Source organism: Nitrogeniibacter aestuarii, assembly GCF_017309585.1.
GTDB classification, from domain to species: Bacteria; Pseudomonadota; Gammaproteobacteria; order Burkholderiales; family Rhodocyclaceae; genus Nitrogeniibacter; species Nitrogeniibacter aestuarii.
In genome coordinates this window covers 3,170,938-3,188,049 of record NZ_CP071321.1, presented here as the reverse complement: position 1 = coordinate 3,188,049, position 17,112 = coordinate 3,170,938, and the positions used below count along the sequence as shown (strand labels likewise).

Below are 17,112 nucleotides of genomic sequence, written 5' to 3'. Positions count from 1 at the left end.
CGGCTTTCGCTTATCCTTCGGCCTCGAATAAGACGACGATGGTGTCGCTTGAGTGGTTTGGGAGTCCGCTATGAATCCGATGGAATGGAACGAGAATCTTGAACTGGGCCTGGCGCCGATGGATGCCACGCATCAGGAGTTCATTGCCACCTACAACGCCCTGGCAGCGGCTGACGAGGCCAGCTTCCTTGCTCGCCTTGACGACTTCATGGCGCATTGCGTTGCGCACTTCGATCAGGAGAACGAGTGGATGGCAGCGGTGAACTTTCCCGGATGCCACAAGGCGGAGCACGACCGTGTGCTGGCTGTGATGACTGACATCCGCAAGCGGGTGGAACTGGGTGACCTGGCGTTGGGTCGCCGTCTGGTCGAGGAGTTGCCGCCGTGGTTCGAGAATCACGCCACCGGGATGGATGCGGCGCTCGCGTTCCACCTCGAGACCATCGGCTTCGATACCGACACCAACACGATCGGCAAACCCGAATTGCTCTCTGGTGTGAGTTGCTCGACGGCTGATGCCGTTGCGCCCGCCGAGGCGGAAGCTCAGTCCTGATCGAAGCGACGGCCGAGAAACGGGAAATCGGGTTCCGGCCGCTGTCCTGACATCAGGTCCGCCAGTGCAGCGGACGAACCACAGGCCATGGTCCACCCGAGGGTGCCATGGCCTGTGTTGTAGTAGAGGTTGAGCAGGCCGCTCTTGCCGATCAGCGGCATGTTGCTGGGCGTTGTCGGCCGAAGACCGCACCACGGCGTCGCGTGTTCCAGATCGGTCGCGCCCGGAAAGCTGCGTGCGACCCAGGCCTTGAGTGAGGCGACGCGCTTGTCGTCCAGATCGAGATCATAACCATTGAGCTCGGCGGTTCCGGCCACACGCAAGGTGTCACCCAGCCGGGAGCACACGATCCGGCGTGCCTCGTCGGTAAGGCTGACGGTGGGCGCGCGTGAGGCGTCAGCAACAGGCACGCTGATGGAATATCCCTTGACCGGGTAGATGGGCAGCCGCTCCCCCAGGGGCGCGACCAGCAGCGGACTGTAGCTGCCCAGGCACAGGACGTAGCTGTTGGCCTCAAGGCGCGCCTTCCGACCGTCCTGATGGGTGACCCGCACGCCGTCGATCAGCCCGCCAGTATGGTCGAGCCCGTCAATGCGCGTGTCGAAGATGAAACGCACCCCATCTTGTCTGAGGCGCGTGGTGAGCGCGTTGATGAAGTCGTGCGCGTCGCCCGACTCATCGTCAGGTGCGTAGATGCCGCCCAGTGGCGGCGTCTTCATGTGGGCAAGCGCCGGTTCAATCTCGATGCACCGGTTGGCATCGCAGGCTTGCGCTCCGATGTGATGTGCCGCGAGTGTCCGGACGCGCTCCGGAATCAGCCCGGCCTCTCGCGCATTGAAGAACACATGCAGGATGCCGCGCTCGGAATGGGTGTACTGCAACCCGGTCTCGGCACGTAATTCAGTCAGGCGTTGGCGGCTGTAGCGCGCGAGCTCGGCAATGGCGCGGGTGTTCGCGTGCGTGCGCCAGGGGAGACACTCACGCAGAAAGCTGGCGGCCCATCGCCACTGGTGCCAATCGGCACGCGGGCGGAATCTGAGTGGCGCGTCATCGCGTCCCAGCCAGCGCAAGACCGTCAGAGGTGCGCCAGGATTGGCCCAGGGCTCCGGATGGCTGACTGAAATCTGGCCGCCATTGGCGAAGCTCGTTTCCATGGCCGGCGCGCTCTGGCGGTCCACCACGGTGACGTCGAGACCGGCTTTTTTCAGATACCAGGCGGAGGTGACGCCGGCAAGGCCGGCGCCGAGCACAAGCACGTGCATGGATGAGCGTCAGATCAGGGGGCTGGAAACGGAGCCAAGATCATACCGCCAACGTGCAGTCAGCTGCGGAAAACGGGATAATCCCGCCTGACAGAGAATTTTCAATCTCCTGGAGTTCAACCCCCATGCAGAGAAAGACGCTGACCCAGTTTTTGATCGAGCAGCAGCGAGCCGGCGACATGACGGCTGACTTGCGCCTGTTGATCGAGGTGGTGGCTCGCGCCGTGAAAGCCATCAGTGTGAATGTCTCCAAGGGCGCGCTGGCCGGCGTGCTTGGTGAAGCCGGTTCCGACAACATTCAGGGTGAGGCCCAGAAGAAGCTCGACGTGATCGCCAATGACATTCTCATTCAGGCGAATGAGTGGGGTGGGCACCTGGCAGCCATGGCCTCGGAAGAAGTCGAAACCATTCAGGCCATTCCGCGCGATTACCCCAAAGGTGGCTATCTGCTGCTCTTCGATCCGCTCGACGGTTCGTCCAACATCGACGTCAATGTGTCGGTGGGTACCATTTTCTCGGTTTTGCGTTGCCCGGGCGATTGCCAGACGCCGACCGAGGCCTCCTTTCTGCAGCCGGGCGACGATCAGGTGGCTGCCGGCTACGCCGTATATGGCCCGTCGACCCAGCTGGTGCTGACCGTCGGCCGTGGCGTCCACGGCTTTACCCTGGACCGCGAGATGGGCAGTTTCATCTACACGCACGCGGACATGAAAGTGCCCGAGGATACCCAGGAATACGCCATCAACAGTTCCAATGCGCGACATTGGGAGGCCCCGGTTCAGCGCTATGTGGCCGAACTGCAAGAGGGCAAGACCGGCGTGCGCGGGAAGGACTTCAACATGCGCTGGGTTGCCTCCATGGTGGCGGATGTACATCGCATCCTCACGCGTGGCGGTGTGTTCATGTACCCGATGGACGAGAAGTCCCGCTCGAAGGGGGGCAAATTGCGCCTCATGTATGAAGCCAACCCCATGGCAATGCTCATGGAGCAGGCGGGCGGCGCGGCAACTACGGGACGCGAGCGCATTATGGGGCTCAAACCCGAAAAGCTGCATCAGCGCGTTCCGGTGATCATGGGCTCCAGGAACGAGGTCGAGCGCGTCACCGGCTATCACAATGACGCCTGAGACAACGGATTCGCCGGAACCATAAGACGAGCCGCCCACCGGGCGGCTTTTGTTTGCCCGGCCCGAGCGAACGAAAGCCGGGCCGGGCCGGTCACATGGATCGAACACCGTCATTCTCCGGGCACCCTGGTGTCCGGGCGAGGAGATGCTCATGATGCCAACGCCCATGGCTCGGGACGCGGCGGCGCTGCCGGAAGGGCCCCGTGGCCCGCTGCGACGTGCCATCGATGCGGCCTGGCGGTTGCCGGAGGCCGAATGCCTGCCGCCGCTGCTGCTCGCGGCGCGCCTGACCGACGAGCAGGCAGGCCAGGCCCGATCGCTGGCCCGGGCGCTGGTGTCCGGCATTCGCGAGAAACGCATGCGTGCTCCGGGGGTGGATACACTCATGAAGGAGTTTTCGCTCTCCAGCCAGGAGGGGGTTGCCCTCATGTGCCTGGCCGAGTCCCTGTTGCGTATTCCTGATCGTGAAACGGCGGATCAGCTCATTCGGGACAAGCTGGCGGAAAAGGATTGGGCTGCGCATCTGGGGCACAGCCCGTCCATGTTCGTCAATGCAGCGGCCTGGGGATTGCTGCTGACGGGCAGGGTCGTGAGGCCGCACGAAGCGACGGGGCTGGCAGCGGCCGTGGGGCGGCTCGTTCAGCAAGGCGGGGAGCCGCTGATCCGGCGAGGGATGGATATGGCCATGCACCTGCTCGGTGAGCAGTTCGTCATGGCCGAGGACATCGACGCGGCGCTCTTGGCTGCACCCGCCGGCGAGGCCAAAGGCTATCGGTATTCGTTCGACATGCTGGGCGAAGCGGCGATGACCATGGCGGATGCCGACTGCTATGACGCGCGGTATCGCGATGCCATCGAAGTAATCGGCAAGGCCAACGCGGGGCGGAGCGTGATCGAAGGTCACGGCATTTCCATCAAGCTCTCGGCACTTCACCCGCGCTACGAATGGTCGCAGCGCGATCGTGTCATGGCGGAGCTGCTGCCCCGGGTCCGGGCGCTGTTGGTGCAGGCCAGGGCGCACGGGCTGGGTGTGAATATCGATGCAGAAGAAGCGGACCGGCTCGACCTGTCGCTCGATCTGTTCGAAGCCTTGGCCATGGATCCGGTGTTCGCCGGCTGGGACGGGCTTGGTTTCGTGGTGCAGGCCTACCAGAAGCGGGCACCTTATGTGCTGGACTTTCTCGTCGGGCTCGCGCGGCGAAGCGGTCACCGGCTGATGGTCCGCCTGGTGAAGGGCGCCTACTGGGACAGCGAAATCAAGCATGCCCAGGTGGCCGGTGCCAGCGACTACCCGGTATTCACACGCAAGGTATTTACCGACGTCTCGTATCTTGCGTGTGCGCGCAAGCTGCTTGAAGCGCGCGACCTGGTCTATCCCCAGTTTGCAACGCACAATGCCTACTCCGTGGCCGCCATCATGCAGATGGCTGGCGGTCAAGCCACGGCGGAGGACTTCGAATTCCAGTGCCTGTTCGGCATGGGCGAGTCCCTGTACGACCAGGTCGTCGGCCCCGATCAACTGGATCGCCAGGTGCGGATCTACGCGCCGATTGGGGACCATCGCTCCCTGTTGCCGTATCTGGTCAGACGCCTGCTGGAGAACGGGGCCAATTCGAGCTTCGTCAATCGCATCGTTGACGAACGCATTCCGGTCGATGCCCTCATCAGCGACCCGGTCGTCTCGGCCGTGATCGCAGGCGACGGGTCGAATCCGAATATTCCACCTCCGGCCTCGCTCTTCGGTGAGCAGCGTCGCAACAGTCTCGGACTCGATCTGGCCAGCGAACCGGTGAGAGAGGCCTTCGGTATCGCGTTGCAGGACAGCTACGGCCAGATGCCGACCGTGGCTCCCATGGTCGATGGAGTGTGCCCATCACATTCATCGACAGAGGCAGTGCGAAATCCTGCAGATACTCAGGACATTGTCGGAAATGTCGTCGTTGCCGATTCCAGTGCCGTCGAACAGGCGCTCTGTATTGCCATGCGCGCGGCAGAGGGCTGGGCGTTCACGCCTGTCTCGGCCCGTGCCGATCTGCTCGATCGCATGGCTGACGCCCTGGAGAGTGACCCTTTTCCGTTCATGGCCCTCGCCGTGCGCGAGGCGGGCAAGACCTGGGGCAACGCGCATGGTGAGGTGCGCGAGGCCGTGGATTTCTGTCGATACTACGCGGCCCAGGCCCGACAGACGCACGTGGCGGCCGAGACACGGCCGTTGGGTCCAGTGGTCTGCATCAGCCCGTGGAATTTTCCCCTGGCGATATTTGTCGGGCAGGTGGCCGCCGCCCTGGTTGCCGGCAATCCGGTCATCGCCAAGCCAGCCGGGCAGACGCCACTGATCGCGGCCCGTGCCGTCGGCCTGTTTCATGCGGTTGGCGTGCCGACATCGGTTCTGCAGTGCCTTCCCGGACCGGGTCGGCGGGTCGGTGCGGCGCTGGTGGCTGACGAGCGTGTGAAAGGCGTGATCTTTACCGGTTTGACCGCCACGGCGCGCCAGATTGCTCGGGCGCTCGCCGCTCGGGGAGGCGATATCCCGCTGGTGGCCGAGACAGGGGGGCAGAATGCCATGATCGTCGACTCGTCCGCCCTGCCCGAGCAGGTGATCGCCGATGTGATGAGCTCGGCGTTCGACTCGGCCGGACAGCGCTGCTCTGCCTTGCGCGTACTGTGTCTTCAGGAAGACGTCGCCGACGCCATGCTGGACATGTTGCGCGGTGCGGTTCGCCAACTGCGTGTCGGTGACCCGGCCGATGTGCGTACCGACATCGGGCCGGTCATCGACGCCGGTGCCCTGGTGCGGCTCCAGTCTCATGTGGCCGGGATGCGCGCTGTCGGGATGCCGGTTGAAGCGCCGCCGCTCTCAGAGGCGCTGCACCAAGGGCACTTCATGTCGCCCACCCTCATCGAGATCGACTCGCTTGAGCGGCTCGATGGTGAAGTGTTTGGCCCGGTATTGCACGTGCTTCGCTACAAGGCGAGTGAACTCGCCGCGCTGGTGGCGAAGATCAACGCGACGGGCTATGGACTGACCCTGGGAATTTACTCGCGCATCGATGCCCGCATTCACGCCGTGGTCAAAGAAGCACGCGCCGGCAACATCTACGTGAACCGCAACATGATCGGCGCTGTCGTGGGCGTGCAGCCTTTCGGTGGCGAGGGGTGCTCCGGGACCGGCCCGAAGGCGGGAGGCCCTTTCTATCTGAGTCGACTCACGCGCCATGCTGCACCACCGCTGAATTCGGCAGAACCTGTCGGCAACCCGTTGCTTGACGTGTTCGAATCATGGCTGTCGGACGGAGACGTACCCGGGCTTTCCGACGGCGTGCGAAGCGCGCTGATCGGCATCGCCGCTCGCTACGCCAGCCAGTCGCCGGTCGGGCTCGAATGGATGCTCACTGGCCCGACGGGAGAGCAAAATTGCTGGAAAGTGGTGCCGCGTCGCCGAGTGGCCGGCGTGAGTGAGTGCGCCCGGGGGGTGCTGCATCAGCTTGCCGCAGCGCTGGCGACCGGGAACCGTCTCTTGCTCAACGATGTCCCAATGGCGCGGTCACTGTTTGCCCAGGCGCCGGCTCAAGTGACGCAACGTCTTGTGTGGGTGCCGAACGTACTCGAGGCCGCCCCCGAGCTTGTGTTGTTCGACGGCGCCGTGGCGACGGCTGATGCCATGCGTCGGCAGCTTGCAGAGGGCAAGGGCGGTCTTGTGCCCCTTGTCACGCCATCGCCACATTACGACCTGATGCGGCTGGTGGTCGAGCGCACCGTCACGGTCAATACGACCGCGGCTGGCGTCAACGCAAGCCTCATGTCTATGGGCGATTGAGCCCTAACTCGAAACAGGAATTGCCTACAATCGCTTCCATGATCTCGATTGCGCCTTGCGTGCGCCGCTGGCTGTGCCTCGGCGCCTGTTTTTTGTCCCAACCGCTGTTCGCTCAGTCGCCCGTGACGCTCGATGTGGATCAGGCGCTGCGTCCGTTGATTGAAAAGCACCTCAGCGTGCTGCGTGACGGCATGGTCGCCGAATCCCCGTCTCCTCGAGAGCAACAGGCCATCGTCCAGCGCGCTCGGGGCGAAATCATCGATTTGCTTGCCACCGAAGGCTACTTTTCACCCACGGTGACGCGGGCAGGGCAGGGGTTGCCGATTCAGCTGAAGATCGATGCCGGGCCGCGCACGAGGATTGAATCGGTGGCTGTGAGCTTTGAAGGCACCATCAGTGAAGAACCGTACGCCGAACGACGACGGCGTATCGAAGCGGAATGGCCGTACAAGGCCGGCCAGCCTTTCCGCCAGGCCGACTGGGATGCGGCAAAGGCGTGGTTGCTTGAACAAGTGGGCGAAAAAGACTTTCCCGCAGTGCGTTTCGCCAAAACCGAGGCTCGGGTCAATCCTGAAACGCGGCAGGCGACATTAAGTGTGGTTGTCGATTCCGGCCCCGCCTACACCATGGGTGCATTGCGCATTGATGGTCTGGAGGAATATGACGAGAAACTGGTCCGCCGATTCAACGATATCGAGCCTGGCGACCCGTACGACCGTCCTCGATTGCTCGAACTTCAGCGTGCGCTGCAGGCAACGCCATACTTCGCCTCGGTTGTCGTGGATATGCCGACGGATGGGCCTACCGAACGCGCGCCGATCGATGTGGTGCTCGTGGAAGGCAAGCCCAAGAAGCTCACCTTCGGTGCGGGCGTCAGCAGCAACAATGGCTACCGTGCTCAGGTGGGTTACCGGGATGCCGACTTTCTCGGTCGCGGGTGGCAACTGAGCACGGGCATTCAGCTCGAACAGAAGCATCAGCTATTTTTCTCGGACGTCTACCTGCCGCCGTCACGCGAAGGGCATCAGGACAGTTTCGGTGGGCAGATCGAACGCAGCCGCTCTCAGGGGCTGACCATCCAGAACGCGGCCGTCGGTGTCGCCCGCAAGGTGCAACGCGGCAACATTGAAACTCACCTTGCGTTCAAGCTCCAGCGCGAGATCTACTCACCTGATGGCGCGGAGCGCGAGCGAAACAAAGCGCTGACGGTCAATTGGACGTGGACGTGGCGTCAGATCGACGATCTGTTCAACCCCCGGGACGGTTTCGTGGTGTCGACGCAGATTGGCGGTGGCGCAAAAGCCGCCTTCTCGGATCAGAACTTCCTGCGTCTGTTCGGTCGGGCCGCCTGGTACCGGCCCGTGGGCGATCGTGATGTTCTTTTGCTGCGCGCTGAAGGCGGTGCCACGCTGGCCCCCAGTCGAGAAGGGATCCCGCAGGATTTCCTGTTTCGCACCGGGGGCGCACAGAGTGTTCGCGGGTACCAGTACAACAGTCTGGGTGTCACCGAAGGGGACGCGACGGTCGGGGGGCGTTACATGGCGCTGCTCAGCGGCGAATACACCCGCTGGTGGGAGAACAACTGGGGCGCCGCCCTGTTCTGGGACGCGGGCAACGCCATGGACGATCGCGAATCGTTCCGTCTCTACAACGGCTATGGCGTCGGCGCGCGCTGGCGCAGCCCGGCCGGCCCGATCGCGCTGGACCTCGGGTACGGAGAAGAAGAGCGCCGGGTGCGCCTCCATTTCTCCATTGCCGTCGCTTTCTGATGCCTGATGCCTCGGCTGTTGCACAAAAGCAACACGGCTGGTCCGGCCCAAAGTAAAACCCTCTGTTTTCGCTTGCTTGCCCCTGCGTGGATTTGCATCATTGCAACAACCTTCTCAATTCGAGAGGTCGAGCGGGCCAATCAAACGGTCCCTACTTCGAAAAAACAGGAGAAATCCATGCAGAAGAAACTGATTGCTCTGGCCGTTGCCGGCCTGATGGCCGCCCCGGCTTTTGCTCAGTCCAACGTCACCATCTACGGTCGTATCGACTACGGTTTCATGAACCGTTCTGGCGATGACGGCGGTGCTGGTTTCACCCGTGATAACACTGGTGCGTTCGTTTCCAAGGGTGCGAAGCGCCAGGGTAAATCCGAGATGGAATCCGGCATCCAGGGCGGTTCCCGCCTGGGTTTCAAGGGCGCTGAAGATCTGGGTAACGGTCTGAAGGCCATCTTCGAACTCGAGTTCGGTTCCATCAGCATGGACACCAACGGTGGTCTGGGCACTAACCGTCACGCCTGGATCGGCCTGACCGGTGACTTCGGTACCGTGATCGGTGGTCGTCTGGACGGCGTTCGTTACGGCATCTACAACACCTACGATCCGTTCGGCGGCGGTAACGTGGGTAACTTCACCCAGATGACCGCTCAGGTTGATCGTGCCAACAACGCTATCGCCTATGTTTCCCCGACCTTCGGCGGCTTTACCGGTGTGGTTGCTTACTCCACCGCTACGAACACAGACGAAGCCGCTGGCAACCGTCCGACCGCGATCGATGGCGACTGGCGCCTGAACACCCTGAACCTGAAGTACGCTAACGGCCCGATCAAGGCCGATATCGACTGGGAAAAGGTTTATCAGCAGAGTACCGATCTGGAAGCTGTCGTGATGACCCTCGGCGCATCCTACGACTTCGGCGTGGTCAAGCTGTCTGCCCTGTATGACATCCTGAAAGGTCAAGACCAGGCTGGCGATGATATTGATGACATCCGCACATGGCTTATCGGCGCCAAGGCTCCGATCGGTAGCAACATCGTGTTGAAAGCTGTGTATGGCAAGACCAAGCAGAAAGAAGATGGTGGCTCCGGCACGATCTTCTCTCAGTGTGTTCCCGGTCAGAAGTGCGATGCCAAGAAGTGGGGTATTGGCATGGACTACCTGCTGTCCAAGCGCACCAATTTCTACGCTTCCTACGGCAGCATCAGCAACGACAGCGATGCTGGCTACGAGCTGAGCCCGGCTGCCAACAGCCAGGGTGCTGGCTACGGTACGCGTGGTTTCGATCTGGGTATCGCCCACAAGTTCTAATCGTTCTCGAACGATCTGAACTGAAAACGGCCACCTTCGGGTGGCCGTTTTCTATTGGGGCTGATCAGTGCTCAATTGAGTTTCTTGAGATATTCCTTGGTGAAGAGCTTGTCAGGCAACGGGCGTGGATTCATGGCGCTGTATGTCAGCACGGAAACGCTGCCTTGTTTGAGCGCATCTCGCATGACCAGGCGTGTGGGGCGCGGTACGCCCGCCAGTTCCTTGATTTCTTCATAGCTGCAGGTTTTGAGCAGACGTCCCGAGACCGCGTAGAACTCGGCTTTCAACGGCCGGTTGTCGCTCACACGGACCCAGTATTTGACGCGCGCATAGGTGACGCCTCCGTCCACCGCGTTCAGATCAAGCACGTGGGCCTCTTCGCCGTCGATCGTTTCCAGGCCAACGTAGGTTGGCGTGTAGTCTCCCTGAAAATTGGCGCGGGCCAGATCGCCGTTGGCAACCTGACCGGTGAGCCGCTGCGCTAGGGAAAGTCGAACCGGCTGGGAGACCGAGGGAAGGAAAACCCAGAGATTTCTGCCACTCATCAGCAGAATCTGTCCGCGCTCACTGACCGGTTCCATGGTGAGGACAACTGTGTCGTCATTGCCTTTGGAGAGAACTCGATACCGGTATTTTTCACCTTCGGGGTTTTCGGCTGTCGTGCTGACAATGTCGATGTCCACCTGAAAGCTTTCCTGGGGAAATCGAGCGGCATCCGCGGCAGCCACAATCGCTGCCGCGTCGGGTTGAGTTTCAGCATGAGCGCCAAATGCCGTGAATAGACTCAGGCTCAGCGAGGTTGCGCGAAAAAACTGCCCGAAGCCACATAATTGCTCTGTCATGAATGCTATCCTTCTTTGATTCTTGAAGCTTAATCGGCAAAAAATGGCGATAGTTCAGGTTGAAAACGTATCCAAGCAGTACATGCTTGGTGAACAACAGGTGACGGCACTCCATGATGTCACCCTCTCCATCGAGGATGGTGTGTTCCTGGCCATTGCCGGACCTTCTGGTAGCGGGAAGTCTACGCTATTGAACATCATCGGTTGTATTGACACACCATCGGCCGGTCGGGTGCTGATCAACGGGAGTGATGTCTCCGGCCGTACCCCGGATGAGTTGGCCGATCTGCGGGCAAGAACGATCGGTTTCATTTTTCAAACGTTCAATCTCTTGCCCGTTCTGTCTGCCGAGGAAAACGTAGAATACCCCCTGCTTCAGATGCCCGAACTCTCCAAAGCGGAGAGGCAAAAGCGGGTCAAGCAATATCTGTCCATGGTCGGGTTGCGTCGATACGCAACGCATCGACCGAATCAGCTGTCAGGGGGGCAACGCCAGCGGGTGGCGATTGCCCGGGCGCTGGCGACACACTCGAAAATTGTCCTGGCCGATGAGCCGACGGCGAACCTGGACAGGAAAACGGGCGAAAACATTCTTCGCCTGATGAAAAAAATCAATCGTGAGTCCGGGACGACCTTCGTCTTTTCGACGCACGACCGTCGCGTCATGAACATGGCCGATCGTCTCGTGCGGATCGAAGATGGCGATATCAAGGCGCTGGGCATGAGAAAAGAAGACGGTTGGGTGTTCGTTCAGGATCGCCGCGATCAGGACGAAGTCGATCCGGAAATCTGAGGAGATGTGAATGCGATTCAAGCAAATCTGGCTTGGCTTTGTGGCGGCTTGTGCGATGCAGGTCAGCTGGGCTGATGAGATGGGTGATCTGGATGGTCTGCTCGACGTAGCGAAACCAGCGGCTCAGGAGGGTGCTTCCTACTTTGGCTTTGTCGAGTTCTCTGCGGCTCGGGCTTATGAAGATCCAGAGCACTGGTCCAAGTTGCGCGCTCGCACCAATCTCGGTGCGTCGGGTCGGCTAGGCGACGCCGCAAAATGGAAAGTGAGCGGACGGCTTGATGTGGATGCGGCCCCCGATCTTGAAGACGATATCTATCCATCGGCGGTCAGGCGAGATCAACGTCTCGATGCCATGATCCGGGAGGCGTATGTCGACTTCGCCGCAGGTGGGCTCGACTATCGTGTTGGGCGGCAGCACGTGGTGTGGGGCGAGATGGTCGGGCTGTTCTTTGCGGACGTTGTGTCAGCCCGTGATTTGCGTGAGTTCATCCTTCCAGAGTTCGATCAGATGCGCACGCCTCAGTGGGCGGTTCGTGCGGAACATTTTGGTGAGGATTTCCATCTTGAGGGGCTCTGGATTCCGTTCCCGAGTTACGACGACATTGGCCGTCCCGGCGCGGAGTTCTACCCGTTTCCAGTTGCGGACGGGGTGCGTATCAACGGCGAGGAAAAACCGACCAACCGTCTGGGCAACATGAACTGGGGCTTGCGTGCCTCGGCTCTCGTCAATGGCTGGGATTTTTCCGGATTCTATTACCGCAGCACTGATGTCCAGCAAACGTTCTACCGGTCTTCCGTAAGCCCGCTGACGTTCACGCCAAAGCATGAACGCATTCGACAGATCGGCGCCACGTTCTCGAAGGATTTCGGACAGTTTGTGCTCAAGGGAGAGGCGGTTCATACCCACGGCAGGAAGTTCAATTCCGACGATCCGCTGGCATCGGACGGACTGGTCGAGTCCGGGACCGCCGAGTACGTGATTGGCGTCGACGTGCCGGTCGGCACTCAGTGGCGCTTCAATGCCCAGTATTTTGGGCGTACGTTCTTTGATCACGACGACGGTATGTTCTGGGACGAGCATGAACAGGGCGTGACACTACTGGTCAATCACACGCTTCGTTCGGATCTTGAGGCCGAAGTTCTGGTAGTGGCCGGGCTCAATCACAGCGACTACATGGTTCGACCGAAGCTGGTCTGGCAGGTCTCACCCGAATGGAAGGCGACGACCGGGCTGGATGTATTTGGTGGCGATGAAATGAGCTTTTTCGGCCGCTACGACGACAAGGACCGGGTTTACGCTGAAGTGAGGCGGAGCTTCTAGGCTCCTGAAGCCGAATTACGCGGCCTGTTGTGCTAGCTCTGAACGGAGTCGTCGCAACAGGCCGTTTTGCTCCTGCTCGCACAGGAAGTGTCCGTAAAGACCTTTGCCGCTGGCGCCGCCGGTGCCGCCATGCGCCTTGATTTGAGCGTCTACGTGGTCCAGCCGGAGATGCAGCAGCACGGCGGGGGCGTCCACTCGTGGGCAGATGCGCTCCTCTCCAGCCACTTCAAAGCCGAGCATTCGGCGGTAGAACGCGACATGACGCGGGTGTACCTCTATGAAGAGATCGCTCATGCCGTGGATCAGACGCGCGTAGATGTACGCGAGGTGAAAAATCGACGCGAGCACCTCTTTGGAATTGAACGCAGGGTCAATCGCAAGACGCGTCAGCTCGCAAATCCGGGCCCCCTGGTTGCGGTAGCTCGCGATTGCTTCGGGATACAGCTCTTCGGCATTGATTCCGTTCCCGGCGTCAAGTCGAAGTGTCAGCGTGCCGAAAAGATCGGAAGATCGAGACGCGACCAGCGTGATCTGGTTGGGGTGGTCGTCAATGCGTGCAGGCGCCTCAGTCAACAACCCGCGCCAGGCATACATACGCTGAATCAACATGCTTACACGGCTGCGTTTGCCGGTCTCGCTGGAGCCCAGGCGGATCTGGAAGTCACTTCGTGAAAGAACGAACTCACGGGGCTCACGCGATCGAGCGGGTGGCGTTGATATGTAATGGGCAACAGGCCGGCATATGGTCACATTGGACTGAGACGTGGCGTGATAAGCTCCGGTCATCTTTGAGTGCTCTTCATCATCGTGCTCGTGTCACGTTGGTGCTGACAGTGTGCGAAATGTGGTGCTCATTTTTGCGCAGGTTCGGTATAGTCCGCGCGGCGTCTTGAAGCGGATGTCATTTTTCTTCAGGCCATGGGGTGTTCTCCAAGCCAAAAGCTGAGTCGGACTTTAGCTTGGAGCCGCTTGACTGGCTGTAATTTTGTGTAATTGTTCCTTATGGGATGGTGCCGTCCATCGTTAGGATTCCAGCGGTATTGGACGGTTGGCGTGCTGGCAGTCATGAATTCGGGAGGATGAGAGGATGAAAGCCAAGGTAGGTTTGTGCAGGGCAGTCGGTGCAGTGGTTGCCGCGATCACTGTTTTTCTGACCGGGTGTGCCACTGGGGAGTACCCGTCAGCACCGGCCGTGGCGGCGGACGCCGAGTACAACTACGTGATCGGTCCTGGTGATTCGGTCAATATCGTCGTGTGGCGAAACCCCGAACTCTCCATGTCTGTCCCGGTGCGTCCGGATGGGAAGATCACCACGCCGCTGGTTGAAGACCTGCCTGCCATGGGCAAGGATGCAACGACGCTTGCACGGGATATCGAAAAGGCGCTGGAGAAGTACATCCGCGAGCCGGTTGTGACCGTGATCGTGACAAGCTTCGTTGGGCCTTACAGCGAACAGATCCGCGTGGTGGGAGAGGCAACTGAACCGAAGGTTCTCCCGTATCGCCAGAAAATGACCCTGCTTGACGTGATGATCGCTGTTGGCGGTGTTACCGAGTTCGCCGCGGGCAACCGTGCCACCATCCTGCGCACGGCCGAGGGCAACAAGCAATACAGTGTTCGTCTCTCCGATCTGCTCGAAGACGGTGATGTTTCCGCCAACGCGGAAATGCGCCCCGGTGATGTGCTGATCATCCCCCAAAGCTGGTTCTGATTCTGTCCGAACGTCTGGCCCTGATGCCACCATCGCCGTTCTCAGCGGCAATACTCGAGTTGTAACATGGAAGATATTCTCAGACAGCTGATCGGTTACCTGAAAGGCATGTGGCTCTACCGTTGGTGGGGCCTGCTGGCAGCCTGGATCGTAGGGATCATTGCCGCCGGAGCGATCTATTCGATGCCCGATCGATACGAGTCGACGGCACGCATCTATGTAGATACCCAGTCCGTGCTGAAGCCGCTCATGTCAGGGCTTGCCGTCCAGCCGAATACGAACCAGCAAATTGCCATCCTGTCGAGGACGCTGATCAGTCGTCCTAACGTTGAGAAGCTGATTCGCATGGCGGATCTCGATTTGTCGGTCAAGAATGCAGCCGAGCGCGAAGCCTTGATTGCGCGACTGACCAAGACGCTGAAGATCCGTGGCGCAGGGCGAGACAATTTGTTCACCTTGTCATTCGAGGACTCCGAGCCTCAGCGTGCCAAACGGGTCGTGCAGTCCCTGGTGTCGATCTTTGTTGAATCGGGGCTCGGAGACAAACGGAAGGATACGGACTCGGCCCGTCGCTTCATCGAAGAGCAGATTGCCAGTTATGAGCAGCGACTTGAAGAAGCCGAGGGCCGCCTCAAGGACTTCAAGATCAAGAACATGCACCTGATGACCGGAGGAAAAGATTATGTTTCCCAGGTTGCTGAAGTGTCGGCGCAACTGGCTCAGGCTGAGTTGGAACTGCGTGAAGCCGAAAATTCGCGCGAGGCACTGCAACGTCAACTCGTCGGCGAAGAGCCCGTCTTGTTGCCCAATGCCGGTGCTGCTCGAAACGTGGCGATTCCAGAAATCGATGCTCGCATCACGGCACTACAGCAGAATCTTGATGCCCTGTTGCAGCGATATACGGATCAGCACCCGGATGTCGTAGGTACCCGGCGCGTGATCGAGCAGCTCGAAAAGCAGAAGGCAGAGGAGGTTGCTGCGAGGGCATCCTTGCCGAGTGCCGGTTTTGGCGACGTGAATGCCAACCCCGTATTCCAGCAGATGAAGTTGGCATTGGCCGAATCTGAAGCCAGGGTCGCTTCCCTGCGAGCTCGTGTGGGCGAATATCGCAGCCGCGAAAAACAGTTGCGTGAGTCGGCCGAACTGTTGCCGAAAATCGAGGCGGAGCTCGCTCAGTTGAACCGCGATTACGAAGTCAACAAGCGGAACTACGAAACACTGGTCGCACGACGTGAGTCGGCGAACATGTCGGTCGAACTGGAGTCGTCTTCGGGTATGGCGGAATTTCGCCTGATTGATCCTCCCAGCGTGCCACTCAAGCCCTCTGCACCCAATCGGGTGGTTCTGATGCCCTTGGCGGGGCTCGCTGCCCTGGGTTTCGGATTGGCGGTCACATTCCTGCTGAGCCAGTTGCGTCCGACATTCCTCGACGGTCGAGATCTGCGCGAGGTCACCGGACTTCCGCTGCTGGGCGCAATCAGCGCGACGGACGATCCGGGGCGCTTGCGTAAAAGGCGTCGTTTGAACCTCGCCTTCCTGGGAACGCTGGGGTCATACGTTGGCGCATTCGGTTTGCTTACAGCGGCAATCGTTGTTCTGGGTCACGGTTAAGGAGTTGATATGAGCCTCATAGAGAAAGCGGTTGAGCGGCTCGATCAGCTCAAGCAGGCGGGCCTGGAGCCAGCCTCGTCACCTGAAGTGAAGGCCGTAACGCCTGAGTTGAAACCGGAACCCGTGCAACGCACGCCGGAGCCGGTCGTCACGGTCAAACCCTCCGTTGGTCGAGGTGCTTCGATCGAGCAGGGATCGGTCTCCAGCCGGGAAATCGAGATCGATCTCGAGCGCTTGCATGCCCTCGGCTTTGTTACGCCGGACCATCCGCGGACGGTGATCGCGGAAGAGTACCGTGTCGTCAAGCGGCCGCTGTTGAAGAATGCGGTGAGCAACGGTGATGTCAGTGTGGAAGATGGCAATCTGATCATGGTCACCAGCGCATTGCCAGGTGAGGGCAAGAGCTTCACCGCGCTGAACCTTGCCATCAGCATGGCACTTGAGCTCGATCACACGGTGTTGCTGGTCGATGCTGACGTGTCCAAGCCTTCCGTACTGCGAACCCTGGGTTTGCCACCCGAGAAGGGGCTCATGGATGTGCTGACCAACAAGGACATTGCACTCCCGGACGTTCTTCTGAAGACAAACATCGACAAGCTGTCCATTCTGCCTGCTGGAAATACGACGCAGCGGGCGACGGAAGTGCTGGCCAGTGACGGCATGAATCGTCTGCTGGACGAAATGGCTCGTCGCTATTCGGATCGAATCATCATTTTTGACTCGCCGCCGCTGCTGGTCACGACCGAAGCGCGCGCGCTCGCGGCGCACATGGGCCAGATCGTGCTGGTGGTCGAGTCCGAGCGGACGACGCATTCTGCAGTCAAGCAGGCCGCCGCCATGATCAGCGCGTGCCCGATCAAGATGACTTTGCTGAACAAGTGTTCTCAGCGCGGCACTGCGGGCTACTACGGGTATGGCTATGGTTACGGCTACGGATACGAGAATGAAGCGTAGCGAGATGCGTGGGATTGGCTCAGCACGTGCTTTTCGCGGATGGT

At 60.3% G+C, this 17,112-nt stretch carries 13 protein-coding genes; 10 read left to right on the top strand and 3 right to left on the bottom strand.

Annotated elements, in window-relative coordinates; translation table 11 throughout:
• Positions 1 to 70: 70 nt before the first annotated feature.
• Complete coding sequence (locus J0W34_RS14835) at positions 71 to 553, top strand: hemerythrin domain-containing protein (protein WP_230969301.1); 483 nt, start codon at positions 71 to 73, stop codon at positions 551 to 553.
• Here the strand turns inward: J0W34_RS14835 and J0W34_RS14830 are convergent.
• A complete protein-coding gene (locus J0W34_RS14830) occupies positions 544 to 1,815 on the bottom strand; it encodes a D-amino acid dehydrogenase (RefSeq protein ID WP_227817251.1) in 1,272 nt (423 codons plus the stop codon). The genes J0W34_RS14835 and J0W34_RS14830 overlap by 10 nt on opposite strands.
• A gap of 125 nt (positions 1,816 to 1,940) precedes the next feature.
• On the opposite strand from J0W34_RS14830, the gene J0W34_RS14825 reads away from it, so the two are divergent.
• The 4 genes from J0W34_RS14825 (at position 1,941) to J0W34_RS14810 (ending at position 9,836) form a co-directional block, all read left to right on the top strand.
• Positions 1,941 to 2,942: a class 1 fructose-bisphosphatase gene (locus J0W34_RS14825; protein ID WP_230969300.1), complete on the top strand. Its 1,002-nt coding sequence runs from the start codon at positions 1,941 to 1,943 to the stop codon at positions 2,940 to 2,942.
• A gap of 151 nt (positions 2,943 to 3,093) precedes the next feature.
• The gene (gene putA / locus J0W34_RS14820; RefSeq protein ID WP_331001521.1) at positions 3,094 to 6,759 is read left to right on the top strand and encodes a bifunctional proline dehydrogenase/L-glutamate gamma-semialdehyde dehydrogenase PutA; all 3,666 of its coding nucleotides are present in this window, start codon (positions 3,094 to 3,096) and stop codon (positions 6,757 to 6,759) included.
• A 92-nt stretch (positions 6,760 to 6,851) separates the two neighbouring features.
• Positions 6,852 to 8,528, top strand: a complete 1,677-nt coding sequence (locus J0W34_RS14815; protein WP_230969298.1) for an autotransporter assembly complex protein TamA — start codon at positions 6,852 to 6,854, stop codon at positions 8,526 to 8,528.
• Between the two features lie 177 nt (positions 8,529 to 8,705).
• On the top strand, positions 8,706 to 9,836 hold the full coding sequence (locus J0W34_RS14810; RefSeq protein ID WP_227817247.1) for a porin: 1,131 nt from the start codon (positions 8,706 to 8,708) through the stop codon (positions 9,834 to 9,836).
• Positions 9,837 to 9,907: 71 nt separating this feature from the next.
• On the opposite strand, the gene J0W34_RS14805 is transcribed toward J0W34_RS14810, so the two are convergent.
• Positions 9,908 to 10,678 carry an outer membrane lipoprotein-sorting protein gene (locus J0W34_RS14805; RefSeq protein WP_227817246.1) on the bottom strand — a complete coding sequence of 257 codons (771 nt, stop codon included), beginning with the start codon at positions 10,676 to 10,678 and terminating at the stop codon, positions 9,908 to 9,910.
• Between the two features lie 43 nt (positions 10,679 to 10,721).
• On the opposite strand from J0W34_RS14805, the gene J0W34_RS14800 reads away from it, so the two are divergent.
• Positions 10,722 to 11,471: an ABC transporter ATP-binding protein gene (locus J0W34_RS14800; protein WP_227817245.1), complete on the top strand. Its 750-nt coding sequence runs from the start codon at positions 10,722 to 10,724 to the stop codon at positions 11,469 to 11,471.
• Between the two features lie 10 nt (positions 11,472 to 11,481).
• Positions 11,482 to 12,792, top strand: coding sequence for a DUF1302 domain-containing protein (locus J0W34_RS14795; protein WP_227817244.1), 1,311 nt, complete (start codon positions 11,482 to 11,484; stop codon positions 12,790 to 12,792).
• A gap of 15 nt (positions 12,793 to 12,807) precedes the next feature.
• On the opposite strand, the gene J0W34_RS14790 is transcribed toward J0W34_RS14795, so the two are convergent.
• Positions 12,808 to 13,401 carry an N-acyl amino acid synthase FeeM domain-containing protein gene (locus tag J0W34_RS14790; protein WP_227817243.1) on the bottom strand — a complete coding sequence of 198 codons (594 nt, stop codon included), beginning with the start codon at positions 13,399 to 13,401 and terminating at the stop codon, positions 12,808 to 12,810.
• A gap of 478 nt (positions 13,402 to 13,879) precedes the next feature.
• Between J0W34_RS14790 and J0W34_RS14785 the strand changes: the two genes are divergently transcribed.
• The 3 genes from J0W34_RS14785 (at position 13,880) to J0W34_RS14775 (ending at position 17,068) form a co-directional block, all read left to right on the top strand.
• A complete protein-coding gene (locus tag J0W34_RS14785; protein WP_227817242.1) occupies positions 13,880 to 14,503 on the top strand; it encodes an XrtA/PEP-CTERM system exopolysaccharide export protein in 624 nt (207 codons plus the stop codon).
• A gap of 66 nt (positions 14,504 to 14,569) precedes the next feature.
• Positions 14,570 to 16,114 (top strand): XrtA system polysaccharide chain length determinant, encoded by a 1,545-nt coding sequence (locus J0W34_RS14780; RefSeq protein WP_227817241.1) that lies wholly within the window; start codon positions 14,570 to 14,572, stop codon positions 16,112 to 16,114.
• Positions 16,115 to 16,123: 9 nt separating this feature from the next.
• On the top strand, positions 16,124 to 17,068 hold the full coding sequence (locus J0W34_RS14775; RefSeq protein WP_230969296.1) for an XrtA-associated tyrosine autokinase: 945 nt from the start codon (positions 16,124 to 16,126) through the stop codon (positions 17,066 to 17,068).
• Positions 17,069 to 17,112: the final 44 nt, after the last annotated feature.

What these genes read in the sequence shown, in the direction of transcription:
- J0W34_RS14780 (WP_227817241.1), top strand. Translation starts at nt 14,570, where the DNA reads ATGGAAGATATTCTCAGACAGCTGATCGGTTACCTGAAAGGCATGTGG.
- J0W34_RS14785 (WP_227817242.1), top strand. Translation starts at nt 13,880, where the DNA reads ATGAAAGCCAAGGTAGGTTTGTGCAGGGCAGTCGGTGCAGTGGTTGCC.
- J0W34_RS14810 (WP_227817247.1), top strand. Translation starts at nt 8,706, where the DNA reads ATGCAGAAGAAACTGATTGCTCTGGCCGTTGCCGGCCTGATGGCCGCC.
- J0W34_RS14830 (WP_227817251.1), bottom strand. Translation starts at nt 1,815, where the DNA reads ATGCACGTGCTTGTGCTCGGCGCCGGCCTTGCCGGCGTCACCTCCGCC.
- J0W34_RS14775 (WP_230969296.1), top strand. Translation starts at nt 16,124, where the DNA reads ATGAGCCTCATAGAGAAAGCGGTTGAGCGGCTCGATCAGCTCAAGCAG.
- J0W34_RS14795 (WP_227817244.1), top strand. Translation starts at nt 11,482, where the DNA reads ATGCGATTCAAGCAAATCTGGCTTGGCTTTGTGGCGGCTTGTGCGATG.
- J0W34_RS14825 (WP_230969300.1), top strand. Translation starts at nt 1,941, where the DNA reads ATGCAGAGAAAGACGCTGACCCAGTTTTTGATCGAGCAGCAGCGAGCC.
- putA (WP_331001521.1), top strand. Translation starts at nt 3,094, where the DNA reads ATGATGCCAACGCCCATGGCTCGGGACGCGGCGGCGCTGCCGGAAGGG.
- J0W34_RS14790 (WP_227817243.1), bottom strand. Translation starts at nt 13,401, where the DNA reads ATGTTGATTCAGCGTATGTATGCCTGGCGCGGGTTGTTGACTGAGGCG.
- J0W34_RS14835 (WP_230969301.1), top strand. Translation starts at nt 71, where the DNA reads ATGAATCCGATGGAATGGAACGAGAATCTTGAACTGGGCCTGGCGCCG.
- J0W34_RS14800 (WP_227817245.1), top strand. Translation starts at nt 10,722, where the DNA reads ATGGCGATAGTTCAGGTTGAAAACGTATCCAAGCAGTACATGCTTGGT.
- J0W34_RS14805 (WP_227817246.1), bottom strand. Translation starts at nt 10,678, where the DNA reads ATGACAGAGCAATTATGTGGCTTCGGGCAGTTTTTTCGCGCAACCTCG.